Source organism: Janthinobacterium sp. P210006, assembly GCF_036231885.1.
In the GTDB taxonomy this organism is placed as follows: domain Bacteria; phylum Pseudomonadota; class Gammaproteobacteria; order Burkholderiales; family Burkholderiaceae_D; genus Janthinobacterium; species Janthinobacterium violaceinigrum.
In genome coordinates this window covers 823,606-839,081 of sequence record NZ_JAZARD010000002.1, presented here as the reverse complement: position 1 = coordinate 839,081, position 15,476 = coordinate 823,606, and the positions used below count along the sequence as shown (strand labels likewise).

Genomic DNA, 15,476 nt, shown 5'->3' with positions numbered 1-15,476 from the left:
CTGCAGCAGCGCACGTATGTTGGTAATGGCCGGCGCGATATTTTCGATGGGCTGGACCGTCGTGTGTCGCATACGGATGCGCTAGGAAATGTCATATTGGACACCTACGCGGCGGATGGCAGCCGGACAGAGTCACAGCAGATCGATGGCAAGACGACTATCTATGAGTACGATAAAACTGGCCACCTGATACAATCGACCGACCCGGACGGCGTGTCGATCATGCGCGACTACGATGCGCGCGGCTTGCTGATTCGTGAGACGTCATCGGCGACCGGAAAAGATGCAGCGGGCGTATTGCATCCGGTGATCAATACCTATACCTACAATGCCGCCGGCAAGATAACGCAGCAGATTCTGGCGGTGGGCCTGGTGACGCAGGAAAGCAACGACTATGTGTATGACCCGGTTGGAAAGCTGCAGCAGCGCACGTATGTTGGTAATGGCCGGCGCGATATTTTCGATGGGCTGGACCGTCGTGTGTCGCATACGGATGCGCTAGGAAATGTCATATTGGACACCTACGCGGCGGATGGCAGCAGGACGGAGTCGCGGCAGATCAATGGCAAGTCGAGCACCTATGAATACGATAAAACTGACCGGCTGACGCGATCGGCCGACCCGGATGGCGTGGTGAAAACGTACGAGTATGACGCGCGCGGTTTGCTGATCCGCGAAACGTCGTCGGAAACCGGAAAGGATGCAGCGGGCGTATCGCATCCGGTGATCAATACGATCAGCTATGATGCCGCCGGCAGAATGACGCAGCAGATCATGGCCGTTGGGCTGGTAGCGCAGGCAATCGTCGATTATGTGTATGGCCAGGATGGAAAGCTACAGCAACGCACGTATGCTTTCAATGGTAGCAAGACTGTTTACGATGGACAGAACCGGCCAGTCTCCGAGACCGATGCCCAGGGCAATGTCTCGTTGACCAGCTATGAGGCCGATGGCGGCACGACGGTGTCGCGCACCGTCAATGGCGAGACCACGCGCTATGGCTACGATCAGGCTGGCCGGTTGATCAAGCTGGTGACGGGTTCGGTCAACGAACGCTATGTGTATGGCGAGAACAGCCAGCGCGTATTTGTCATCGACGGGGCAGGCAAGGCGCTGCGTTATATCTATGATGCCAGCGGTAAAGTAGAACAAACCATCCAGTACGCGTCCGCCATCAGCGTCGGTGAGCGGCCAGCACTGCAGGAAGTCCTAGCCGCGCTCAAACCCGCACCGGCGCTGGACATCGTCACCAATTTCGCCAATGGCTTGCCGGTGCCGACGGTCCGCGAGGACCGTGGCTGGCACATGGCTTTGCCGCTGCAACGCTGGGGCTATGACCAGAACGGTAACCGTACGCCATATGTGGATACCAGCGGCAACAGCAGCGACAGCTATCTGAACCTGTCGAACGGCAATGTGGTGATCCGCCAGCGTGATGATGCGCTGGCGGCGCGCGGCCTTGACCTGTCCCTGGGACGCGCCTATAACGCCCAGGGCGGCCCGGCGCGGCACTGGACCTTTGGCGTCAGCCAGTTCGTTGGCCGGATCATCGGAGTAGTGAACGGCGCTGGCAGCACGGTGCTGCGCACGGCCGCTGATGGCAGCCAGGCGGCATATGCGTATGACAGTGTGCGCGGCATGTATGTCTCGACCGATGGCACCGGCGCCTACCGCACCCTCGCTTACGATGCGGTGGCGCAGCGCTGGACCTGGACGGCCGGCGATGGCCAGGTACGCGAAGTGTATGACGCGACGCAGCAAGGCCGCATCGTCCTGTCCGCGGATGCCAGCAACAATCAGCTCAGCTACTACTATGATGCCGGCAGTGGCCAGCTGTCGCGCGTGGTTACCGCCAGCGGCGACACCACCTGGTTCGACTACAGCAATGGCGACCTGGCGCAGATGCGCGACGTGCTGGCCTCGGGCGCCGTGCTCACGCGCGTACGCTACGCCTATGATGCGCAGCACCGCCTGACCTCGGTGACCACCGATTTGACACCGGACGACAACAGCATCGCCGATGGCAAGGTGGCCGTGATCCGGTATGCCTATGATGGCACGAGTGAACGCATCGCCAGCGTGACGCAGGCCGACGGCACGGCATTGTCCTTCACCTATCAGCAGTACGGCAGCGAGTGGCGCGTAGCCTCGGTGACGGACGGCCTGGGCCGCCGCACGCAGCTGGATTACGACCTGACGATCAACTCCACGCGCGTGACCGATGCGCTCGGCGCTGTCAGCGTGTATGCGTATGATGCGCAAGGCCAGCTGACCGGCGTGACCACGCCGGCGGGCCAGCAGACCATGTATGCGTATGACACGCAGGGCAATTTGATCCGCAGCGTGGATGCGCGCGGCAATATGGTCGAAATGCAATACGATGCCAATGGCAACCAGATCCTGCAGCGCGACGCGCTGGGTAATACCATCACGCGCACCTATGATCCGCTGCGCAATCTGCTGCTGACGGAAACGACGTACCAGATTGCCGACCCGGACGGTGCCGGCCCTGGTCAGCCGGGCCGGGCGCAGACGGTGCGCTATGTCTATGATGCTGCGGGCCATCTGCGCTTCCAGATCAGCGCGGTGGGGCGGACGATCGAGTACCGCTATAACGCCAAGGGCGAGCGCATCGCCAGCGTGCAATATGCGGCCGATCTGTTCGACAATAGCGCACTGGCGTCGACAGTGGCCCCAAGCGAGGCCGAGATCGCCGCGCAGGTGGTGAACTATCCCAAAAAATCGCAGACGGTGCGCCTCGATTACGAATACGATGCGCGCGGCCTGCTGGTCCGCACGCTGTCGTATGGCGCAGTCGATGCGGCGGGTGAGGGCATCGCCGCCACCCAGACGGTACAGCGCTATGCGTACGACCAGGCTGGCCAGTTGCTGCAAAGCATCGATACAGCCGGTGCCGCCACCAATTACACGTATGACGGCCTGGGCCGATTGCTGACGGCGACCGATCCGCTGGGCCATGTCACGTTGAATAGCTATGATGCGGCCGGTGGCCGCATGGCGGTCAGACTGGCCAATGGCTTGACGACGACCTCGGTGTACAACAAGGCGGGCGAACTGACGGATGTGATCCAGACAGGCCTGGCCGGTGAAGAGCTGGGCCGCACCAGCTATGCGTATGACGCCGATGGGCGTCTGCGCATGACGACGGGGCCGACGGGACAGCGCAGCTACGTGCTGTACGACGCGGCGGGGCGCAAGGCAGCGGACATCACGGCTGGCGGCACGCTGACGCAGTATACCTATGATGCGAACAATCAACTGATCCGTACGCTGCGTTATGCGCAGGCGGTCAGCGGTGCGAACCTGGCGCGCCTGGTGGCGGCTGACGGCAGTCCGCTGGCAGCAACCTTGGCGCAGGCGGGCGTGCTGCCGCTGGCCAGCGACAAGGACCGGAGCGAATGGCGTCTGTACGACGCGGCCGGGCGTCTGGTCAGGACGGTGGGCGCCGCTGGCGCGGTGACCGAGTATGTGTACGATGGCGTGTCCAAGCTGGTCCAGACAATCGCCCGCAGCACGCCGCTGAACACGACGGCGTTTGCGGCCAGTCCGGTCGCCGGCAATGCCGTGGTGGCCGCAGCTGCCGACGACCGCATTACGTGGCGCAAGTACGATGCGGATGGCTTGCTGCGCTATGAAGTCGATGGCGAGCGCTACATGACGGAATATCGCTACGACAGCGCGGGGCGCCAGGTGAGCACGCTGCGCTATGCGAACCAGGTGTCGGCGACAGCGCTGGCCAATGGTTCGCTGGCCCAGGCCACGCCGGCGGCGCATGCGCAGGATATCGTCACCACCACGACCTACAACGGCCGCGGCCTGGTTGAGACGCGCACCGATGGCGAAGGCTATGTCACCAGTTATACGTATGATGCGGCTGCGCGCCTGGCGGAAACGCGCCAGGGCACGCGCATGGTCGCCGGACAGCTGACGCAGCCAGGTGCCCTGCAGCGCGAGAGCTACAGCTACGATGCCAATGGCCGCCTGTCGTCCAGCGTGCGCTACCTGGATGGTGGTGCAACAGAAAGTACGATCCTGTCCTATGACAGCGTCGGCAATGTCATCGGTCAAACGCGTGCGGGCATCGGCGCGGCCAGCCGCTACGACCTGCAGGGCCGCGTGATTGGCGCGCTGGCGGGCAAGGGCAGTGCGGCGCTGGCTGCCTTGGGCGACAATCCGTCTATCTCTCAGGTCGATGCCGTCTGGCAGGCGTATGGCGTGCGTTACACCTATGACAAGGCGGGACTGCGCGTTGCGCAGACCGATGCCAACGGCAATAAGACGCTGTATCTGTACGACGCGGATGCGCGCCTCACACATACCGTCAATGCCTTGGGCGAAGTACGCGAAACGGTGTACAACGTGCTGGGCGAAACGGTGGCCAGCATTGCCTACGGCACGCGCCTCGATGCGGCTACGCTGGCCGGCTTGCAGGGCGGAGTGGCGACGCCCGGCTTCAAGAATGCCGTGCTGGCGATAGCCAATCCGCTCAAGGATAGCGGCACTGCATATGCTTACCTGGCCAACGGCGCGCTGGCCTCGTCCAGCGACGCGCGGGGCAAGGTGACGACGTATGGTGTCAACACCTTTGGTGAACAGGTCAGCCGTTTGACGCCGATCGCCGCCGGCGTGACGCTGCTGATCGAAACGAGCTATGACCGGCGCGGGCAAGTGACGGGCGAGGTGCGCGACCGCGGGGGCCTGAACCAGAGCAGCATTTCGCGCTACGATGCGTTTGGCCGTCTGGCGGCCAGCGTGGACGCGAATCAGGTCACGCACAGCTATGACTACGACCGCAACGGCCGCGTGGTACTGGCGCGCGATGGCTTGCAGCAGGCGGCACTGACCAGCTACGATGCCTACGGCAATGTGTTGACGCAGACGGACCGGTTGGGGCAGGTGACGCGCTACAGCTATACGGCTTTCAACCGGACGGTGACGGTGACCACGCCCGAAGGCCTGGTGACGGTCAGCAGCCTGGATGCACAGGGGCGCAAGATTGCGCTGCGCGACGCGCAGGGGGTAACGAGCACCTATCACTATGACCTGGACGGCAACCTGGATGCGTCCAGGGCCGCCGAGGGTAGCCTGAATCTCAATAGTACGAATAGCTATGATGCCGCTGGCCGCCTGACGGAAAGTGTGGATGCGGGCGGGCGCAAGGTACGCTATGAGTACGATGCAGCCAATCGCTTGCTGACGCGCCGCGTCGATCCGGACGGTTTGAACTTGCGGACCAGTTACCAGTACGATGCCAAGGGCCAGCAGATCCAGATCACTGATCCTGCCGGCGCCGTGACGCAGACCGAGTTTGACCTGAACGGCAAGGTGTTCAGACAGATCGCCGATCCGCAAGGCCTGCGCCTGACGACGGAATATGCATACGATGATGCCGGACGCGTCCTGAACGTGACCAGCCCTGCCGGCCTGGTCACCAGCTATGTGTACGACAAGCTGGGCCGGCGCACGGAGCAGCATGTCGATCCGGCCGGCCTGAACCTGAGCACGCTGACGGGCTACGATGCCAAGGGCAACGTCGCGTGGGTGAAAGATCCGAACCGCAATGTCACGCGCTATCTGTACGATGCGAATGACCGGGTGATCCTGGTGGTCGATGCCAAGGGCGGCGTCACGCAGACGCTGTACGACAAGAATGACAATGTGGCGCAGAGCATCGGCTATGCCAAGGCGGTCGCCGGGCTGACGGGCAATGAAACGGCGCAGCAGATCCTGTCGCTGGTGGTGCGCGATACGGCGCACGACTTGAGCCAGGTCAGGCGTTACGACAAGGATGGCCGCCTGAGCTGGAGCGTGGACGGCAGCGGTGCGGTGGTACGCACCGAGTACGATGGCAAGACGGTCAAGCGCACGGCGTACGCGAATCGCCTCGACGCGGCCGCCCTGGCGGCATTGGCGGGCGGCGCCACGCCGGCGCCGGCCGTCGCGGCCGGCCGCGACGTGGTCACGCAGCAGCTGTTCGATGCGGCGGGCCGCCTGGTCTACAGCATCGACGGCGTAGGAGCAGTGACCGAGCAGCGCTACGATGGCAGCGGCAACGCCATCGTGCGCATTGCGTATGCCGCGGCGGTCAATATCACGCAGCCGCTGACCCTGGCCAGCGTGGCCCAGCAACTGGCGACAATCTCGCAGCCGGCGCGCGACGCGCGCCTGGTCAGCAATTACGACGGCGCTGGCCGCCTGACCTACAGCGCCGATGCGCAAGGGGCGGTGACGCAGTACGGCTACGACAAGGCCGGCAATCTGACGCGCCAGATCGCGTATGCGACGGCGCTGGCGGTGCCCGTGGCGGACAATGCCGTGCTGTCGGGCGTGGCGCAGAGTACAGCGGACCGCATCAGCAGTTTTACGTATGATGCGCTGGGGCGCCAGGTGTATGCGGTCGATGCCATGGGCGGCGTGACGCGGCGCATGTATGACAAGGCGGGCAACGTGGTGCGCAGCACGGCGTATGCGGTACAGGTGCCGGCGCTGCTTGACCGCAACAGCGTGCCCGATACGGCGCGCATCCTGGCCTTGCTGCCGCTCGATACGCAGCCGGCGAGCCACGTCAACCGCGTGTTCGACGGCGCCAACCGGCTGCTGTACAGCATCGATGCGCTCGGTTATGTCACGCAGAACAGCTATGACGCGAATGGCCACGTAACCCGGGTGGACCGCTATGCCAATGCCGTGGCTGTGCCAGCCGCTAGTGCCATTGCGCTGAAATCGGCGGCGGTGCAGGGCGCATTGCGCCTGGATGCGGCCAGGGATGTGGCCGAAACACGTCAATATAACAATGCGGGGCGCCTCAAGGAGCTGACCCGCGCTGCCGGCAGTGCGGCCGCTGGTACCATCCTGTACGCCTACGATGCGCTGGGTAATGTCATCAGCATCACTAACGAACGCGGCTATGTGACGCGGCAGGAGTTTGACCAGACGGGGCGCAGGACGCTGACCTCGGTGCCGCTCGATGGCACGAATGTGGCGGTGACACGGACCAGCTATGATGCCTTTGGCAATGCTGTCAAGGTCGTCGATCCGAAGGGCAATGCCGGGTATTTCTATTACGACCAGCAGAACCGGCTGGTGTTGCAGGTCAATCCGCTCGGTTATGCGGTCGGCACCAGCTATACCCTGTCGGGCAAGCCGCAAGCGGTGACGGAATACAAAACAGCGGTGACGGGGCCGTGGTCGACAGACGCGCGGCCCACGGTCGCCAGTGCGGCAGGCGATGCCATTACCCGCCTGGAATATGACCGCAATGACCGCTTATTGCGTTCTGTCGATGCCGAAGGCGCTGCCGAGAGCTTTACCTATGATGCCCTGGGCAACCGCAGCAGTTATGAGAACAAGCTGCGCGGCATCACGCGCTACACCTATGACGGCCGCGGCGCGCTGCTGACGGAAACGCTGCCGGTCAATGCGCCCGATGCCAATGGCGTGTCGAAGCCGGTCGTCAACAGCTACACCTATGATGCATTCGGCAACCGCATTACCTCAGTCGAAGCGCAGGGTCTGGCATCGCAGCGCCGCACCACGTACGGCTATGACCTGGCCGGGCGCCTGGTCAGCCAGCGCGGCGACGAGATCACGCTGCGCGACAGCAGCGGCGTGCAGCGGCGCGGCGCGCCACAGCAGGCGTGGACCTACGACGAGCGCGGCAACAAGACCTCGTACACGGATGGTAATGACAAGGTGACGCGCTGGTACTACGACGCGGCTGACCGCAAGCAGATGGAACTGAGCGCGGCCGGTACCCTGTCGCAATGGCGCTATGACGCCGCCGGCAACATGACCTCGGCATTGGTGTACAACACGCCGGTCAGCGCGCCTGCCGGCAATGGTGCGCCGCAGCCGGTCAATCCGGCCGAGCGCCGCCAGACCTACTACGACTACGATCAGGCCAACCGCATGGTCGGCACGCGAGTAGGCAATAGCGACAAGCAGAAGGAGGTCAATGGCGATCCGGTTTTCAGCGTCCCCATGGCCGAACGTAATGAGCAGGGAAGTTTCGATTTCAAAAATGTCGCGATTGAGACCCAGCGCACCTACGATGCGCTGGGCAATGTGGTGTCCGAGAAGGATGGCCGCGGCACTTTGACCTGGTCGTACTACAACACGGCTGGTGCGAAGATTGCGCAAGTCGATGGCAAGAACTACCTGACCGTATGGTCACGCGATGCGGCCGGCAATATCCTGCAGGAGTACCGCTATGCCCAGCCGGTCAAACTGGTGGCGAATGCGGCAAGCAGCGTCGAAGAGCTGACGGCCAGCAGCGGCACCAGCGCCGAGGACCGTATCACCGTGTCGACATATGACCGGATGAACCGGGTCAAGACGCAGAGCACGCTTAATCAGGAAGTGTTCAGCCTGGATACGAAGGGAGGGCTGAGCAGCCAGACCAGGGCAACCGCAGTGGCCTACGAATATGATGGCCTGGGCAATATCCTCAAGAGAACCGAGGCGAACGGCGATGTCACCGATACCCGCTACGATGCCTTGGGCCGCCAGACCCGGACCGAAGGCGCTGGTTTTAAGGACTTCCAGCAGGAATGGGTACGCCCGACCACCGACACGGTGTATGACGGCGTCGGCAACGTCATCACCTCGACCGCGCTGGGCAAGAAGCGCGCCGAGGACCGCGTCACACGCTTCAGCTATGACGCTGCCGGTATCCTGACGGGTAAATCGACGGATGGTATTGCAGGCAGTTATGTTTATGGCCACGACGCGGCCGGCAATGTGACGGAAGTGCAGGTGAACGGCCAGAAAGCCGATGGCACCGCCAGCATCAGCGGCACCCTGATCGGCTACGATGCGATGGGGCGCGAAACCAGACGTCAGACCGGCCCGGTGAACAGTGCAGGAGGCTGGCTTGCGGGCGATAGCCGCGAGGTGCGCTATAACGCCTTTGGCGAAATTGTATTCAAGGGTGTCAATGGTGGTACGGCGGAGTTTGCCGAGTACGACATCATGGGGCGGCGCTGGAAGACGAATGCGGGCGATGGTTCGACCAAGGTGTACCAGTATGACCAGAACGGCAATGCGACCGTCCTGATCCAGTCGTCCGGCGCGAATTTGCGCCCAATGACGCTGGAGCAAATCCTGGCAATCAATGAAATACAAGGAAAATCAACAGATCCAGTGGTGCTGGCGGCCAAGGCGGCTGGCGGCATCAGTGTCACCCTGAGCAAGTATGACCAGCGCAACCAGCTGACCGACACCTACCAGGCGACGATGAAGAGCTCGCACAACTTCGTCACGGATACACCGTTCCTGACGCAGGAGCTGGGTGCCAATTTTACGGCAGGAGGTTTGACTGTTGGGGCGACCAGGGAATCCATTGAGAATGGAGAGAAACTGCCTACGCAGACTGGCGCAATAGGATACCAAAAATCCGATACAGTTGACTTTAATGTTTCTTATACTTATCGCAATGGAAAGCCCATATTTGAGCCTGGCATGCTACCAGAAGGATCGTATATTAGTGTTCCTCCAGGTTTCCTAAATGGCCTTGGAAATTTACACGTCCGAGTTGCTGGTGTAGATATTCCTGGGACACTTTTTGATTCTATCTCGTCGAAAATTCTATGGGATATGCCAAAGAACTTGAAGCCCTCCCCACCTTTTCGTGTTGAATTGCTTCAAGAAGTTCAAGATGGTGCTGCGTCCAGTCTCTTACTGCTGGCCGATACAGTAATGTCCGCTAACGAAGAGTTTCCGTTGAGCGATATTCTCACGGAGCGCCGCTTCGCCTCTTCAAGTCTTATTAATCCGCGAATAAATATTCGCAATCAGCCGAGCTCGACTGAGCGTGTCGTTTTCATGCAACGTACCTTTGGCTCAACCGGCCCATGGACGACCTATGAGGCCGGCGTTGCCCACAATAGCCAAGGAGGAGCAATAGCAGGTTGGTTCCACGTTGGCTTGGTTACACGTTGGCTTGGCAATGGCCTTCCAATGTTATCTGGTAACGTGCAATATCAATATATCGCGTTGGGAGCGAATGGAGTCGTATTAAATGTAGAATCTGGGTCGTACAATAGTGAACAGAGTAACTCATTACTTGTGCAGTCATCGCATGCAATGAATGGCCTAGGAAACGCGTTTCAAACCAATGATATTAGCAGTGGTCGACTTAATGGACGAGTATCGCTCAACATTACTGAACAGGGTGGAGCGCAATCCATGCGCATCCACTACCGTGAAAAAGAAACTAAGGGTGCCTGGCAGGAAAAGATGTTGGAAGCGGAGCCAGGTACTCCAGGCTGGTTCAAGATGTCGCTCGACGGGTTGCCCGCCTGCGAGTACTGGTTTGAAACATACACAGGGCCAGCTGGGACGGGGACGCAGGTCAACGCACCAGGCGGAGGTCGGACCGAGGGAACCTTTACGCCGTATGTCGAGGTTTCCGCATTGATCGCATTCAATGCCAAGCCAGCCAGTGTGACTTTTAACAATCAGCCAACAAGTGCAGTCAGTATGCGCCTGCTTTACACGGGCCCCGATGGTATTCCCCGTATCAAAAATCTGGACCGCAATGGCGCGAACAGCTTCATCTGGAACGCCAGCGACGTGGCCCCTGATGCTTTATTCAGCAGTTATGTGGTTAAGTATAGTTATGAGGTATTTGACGCCAGCGGCCAGCGTGTCAATGCTGCAGAAGGTGTAGTGGGGCTGGGAAAAGATCCAATACCGTCGACGCACAAGAACGCTTCGCAACCCAGTATCGTTTCCTTCATGCCGCCCGTGCCATCGGCAACACAGATGATATTGCAGTACCGTAGTCTCGGCTCGACAGGCGCCTATACGCGTGTGGTGTTGCCACGCAGTGGCGACAAGTTCATCTGGAAAGTAGAAGACGCTGGCTTGCGTCCGCAGTCCGGCAGCAATAAATTTGAATACAGCTATACCTTGCTTGACGCGGCTGGCCAGCCGGCAACGGATGGCAAACCTACCTACGATGGTGTGGTAGAGGTCATGGCGGATCGCACTACCAGCTACAGTTTCACCAAATGGACGATGTACATGAAAAGCGGTGAGGCGACCATTCACCGCCAGCAGGCATACAACGCCTTTGGCGAGATCGCCAGCGAGACCGACGGCAGAAATAACGTGGTCACCTTGTCGTACAACACGGCAGGCAAACTGACGCGCAAAGATGCGCCGATGACCACCATTGCACTGGAAAATGGCACCAATGCGCCTGGCCGCCCCGTGACCTTGTATTACTACGATGCCTCCAATCAGCTGATCGGCGTGCGCGACGCGAATGGCAACCTCAATACCCAGACCTTGCTGCCAGGTTATGGCAGCGAGGGGCGCATCGTCAGCGAATTCCATGCGGACGGCGGCGTAAAAACGGCTGGCTACGATGTGTTCGGCGACCTGCGCACCTTGACGGACGAATTACAGCGCGTGACGAAGAATCGCTATGACCAGGGCGGGCGCCTGATCGAGGTGATTCGGCCGCGCCGTGTGGAGGGTACGCCTGGATTCAATAATGGGATACCGAACGTCGATACGTACACCTACGATACGCAAGGCAACCGCATCAGCCATACGAATGCCTATAATCAAACCGAAAGCACCGACTACGATGCCGAGGGGCGGGTGGTGCGTACGCTCAGTTTTGAACAGCGCGAAGTAAGCTACAGCTATTCTTATGACGCAGCCATGCTGGGTGCGGGCGGTGTGGTGGTCGGCGGCTGGAAAAAGGTCACCACGGTAGGCGATGCGCGCAGCACCAGCGACAGCAACGACTATTTCGGCCACCTGGTTGGCCATGTCGACGTGGAAAAGCGCGACGTGGTCTACAGCTACGACCATGCCTCCCACCTGATCCGCCAGACTTCCAGTGCCGGCCAGAAAATTGACTTCGAATACTATGCCAATGGCTACCTGAAGCGCAGCACAGACCGGGTCTTGAACGTCGAGTCCTATTTCGAGTATGACAAGGAGGGCAACCGCACCCGCGAAGCGTATGCCAAGCTGGAGAAAGATGACCAGCGTACCTACTATCAACTGGCCGATATCAGCTACGATGAGCTGAACCGGGTGGTGAAGTTCGTCGACCCGGAAGCGACCATTACCTACAGCTATGACGCCAATGGTAACCGGCGCCAGGTGAAAAGCGCCTACAACACGGTAGTCAATGGTGCTCCGGCGGTGCAGGAATACTGGTACCAGTACGACAGCATGAACCGTTTTACGATCACCAAGGGTGTTTCGCTCAATGGCATGGTCAGCACCGGCAGTACCGGTACCAGGATCAGTTACGACCTGGCAGGCCAGCGCTTGACGGCGACGGCGGCCAATGGCACCGTCGAGCGCTACAGCTATACCAGCGATGGCTATTTGGAAGACGTTACGATCAACGGCGTGTTGGGTGCGCGTCGGGAAAATGACTTGCGGGGCCGGGTGACGGGGTATATCGAGTACAAGAATAGCGCCGTGATGACGCAGAAGTACTCGACGTTCGACCAAGATAACCGTGTGACGCAGGAACGCTACATTGACGTAGCTGCCGGCAAGACAACTGTCACGGATTTCGATTACCGCCTGGACGTTGGCGGTGGCAATTACACGGGTGTCGATCAGGGTGTGGTGACACATACCTTCCAGCATGCCGAAGGCGTCAAGGATACAGGCGTGCATACCATGTACAGCTATGTCTGGTGGGACGAGGCCAAGCAGAGCAAGATCCAGATCCAGGGGATCAATGCGGGCAATCCGGAAGCGAAGCGCTGGGCCAGCGGCTTCTCGGACCTGCAATATGATGTCAACGGCCACCTGACACAGATGAATGCGTATGAAGCCGGCAGCCTGGGCGCGGTGGTTGGCGGCGCTTCGAGCCGCACCATGAGCTACATCAGCGACCAGTATGGCCAGGTGCTGCGCCGCAACAAGACGCAGGCCAATGGCAATCTGGAGGTGGCGCACCGCTTCTACTATATGAATGGCCATACCATCGGCGACGTCAGCAGCGAAGGACCGTCGACGATTTCGTATGCGGAGGAGCTGGCGCAGCGCGGCCTGACGACACCGGGTGGCTTCCGTAACGCCAAGCCGGTGTCGTCGGCGGACTTCGACCAGAATTACCAGCCGATCAATTCGTCCTATCCGGGCGCCACGGCAAGTGCCTATACGGTGCGCAAGGGCGACACGCTGGGCGCGATTGCGCGCGCCGTCTGGGGCGATGAAAGCCTGTGGTATCTTCTGGCCGACGCGAACGGCCTGACGATCAGCGACACGCTGATCGAAGGGCAGGTACTGACGGTGCCCAACAAGGTCAGCAACTTCCACAACAACGCCAGCACCTTCAAGGTGTATAACGCCGGCCAGGCCATCGGCGACACCATGCCGGTACTGCCTCCGGAACCGATGCCGCCGCCACCGCCACAGCAGTCCAAAGGTGGCGGCTGCGGGGTGATGGGTAAGCTCATCATGGTAGTGGTCGCTGTCGCCGTGACATATATGACGATGGGGGCAGCAACGGGCGTAGCAGCGTCGATCTTTGGCGCTGGTACGACGGCGACGGCTGTGGCAGCCGGCGCGATTGCCGGTGCCGTCGGTTCGGTTGCCAGCCAGACGGTGGGCATGGCCATTGGCGCGCAGGACGGCTTTAACTGGAATGGGGTTGCCTTGGGCGCCTTGGGTGGGGCGGTGACTGCTGGGGTGATGAATACAAGTATGGGGCCGACGTTCAGCCCTGGCACTAGCGCATTTACCCGAGGCGTCGTGCAGGGCGGCATCAGCAACACGATCACCCAAGGCGTGGCAGTGGCGACCGGCTTGCAGCACAGTTTTGACTGGCGCGGCGTGGCGGCAGCGGCCATCGCTGGAGGGGTTGCCGCCGAAGTTGGGAATGCAATCGGGCAAGCGCAATATGGCGAGCAGGGCTGGGCCAACCTTAACGGTCTGGCGCAAGACGCGAAGGACGCTGCGATGTGGAGCGATATCGGCAAGACCATGGCGCGCGGCGCCGCCTCCGGCGTAGCAGCGGGTATGGCCAGCGGTCTGGTGCGCGGCGGCAGCCTGCGCAACAGCTTCCCGGGCATCATGCAGGATGTGATCGCGAGTACGGTGGGCAATGCAATTGGGCTGGGGGCGCAGGTGACCCAGAAAATGGCTGAGGCAGCTGCCACCGGTGCGATTGGTAATGCGCTGGGAAGCAGCCAGGCACGAAGCAGCGGCACGCCGGACTTGAGCGTCGATGAGTGGGACAAGCTTAAGCAACGTGCACTCTCCGCTCCCCGCTTGGTATCCACGCTCGGTGGCGAACCAGATACTGTAGGTGACGTAGCTACGCTCGGCGACATGACCTATGCTTCGGCAAGAACAACTCAAAGATTTGCATATGACGTAGCAATAGTTCTCGGCGCGTCGGAGATTGTCGATGGAATCCCAAGCGTAACCATCCTAGGCCAAGGGCCAAGCTGGATACAACGGAATATCCTCACTCCTGCCGAACAGTTGCTCTCCCAAGTTGGAGATGTTCTTTCAGATGCAGGTCAGGGCCTTTTGCGCTGGGTAAACGATACATCTAGTCTGGAGCAACAATGGGACGCTAAAGCGTTGGCGGGTAGTTATAATCGCTGGGACGAATTAGCGAGCGTATGGGGCTCAAATATGCCCGCCGCCAGCAAGGTAGTCGCGCTGTTCAATGGCCTAAACTACACTCGTCCGGATGCGATCGAAATTCGAGCCAGACTGATGCAGCCGAGTCCATTTGCTACCATACTTGGCAACATGACAAGCAGTCCGCTTGCCGCAGTCGTAGGAGGGTTCGTAGCACATCGCGATGGATCTTTAGAAGAGATGTACTACGCAACGACCGTAGCTAGCGCGTTGGGCAGCATGGTCTCGATTGGTGGTTTCGGGGGCACCACTATTGCTCGACCCACCACACCCACGTCGGTGCCCCAGTTTGGTGGCTCATCTACGGGGTTATATTCTCCGAAAGCGGGTCAGATATTTTATGCGGGGATGAACTTGCCCAATACGGCTGCAGGAGATATCCTAAGTCGAATTTCTCCCCAGCGTGCTGCTACTGTAATCGAACCGAGAACCCCGAGTACCCGGTTCTACGTCAATTCTGGTGGCGAGATTTTGGATGCGAAAACATATAGCCGAGACGGCTTTAAGTTCAGAGCTGGGATAAAAGAACAAACATGGGATGCAGCTACTAATCCGCTTAATGGTCGTGTGTATGATCCACTGACAAACATTCGCATAGATCCATCGCAGCAGTGGGTAATGGGCCATAAGCCTGGAATGGAATATTGGAAGGAACGTGATTTTGCTATCAATCAATGGTTATATGACCGTACATTCACAACACGTGGTCAATTTCTGGACATCCTGAATGATCCGAGCAGATATCGGCCAGAACTCAAAGCATCAAATAGCAGCCACTTAGGCGAAGACCCAACCAACTTGTTCTGGAAGTAATGAAA

The 15,476-nt window shown here is 60.0% G+C and carries 1 protein-coding gene; it reads left to right on the top strand.

Features of this window, described 5'->3' with window-relative positions:
- The first annotated feature begins 96 nt into the window (after nucleotides 1–96).
- Entirely contained in the window at nucleotides 97–15,471 is a 15,375-nt protein-coding gene (locus VPH41_RS12250; protein WP_328570224.1) for a GH-E family nuclease, read from the top strand.
- The last annotated feature ends 5 nt before the right edge of the window (nucleotides 15,472–15,476 follow it).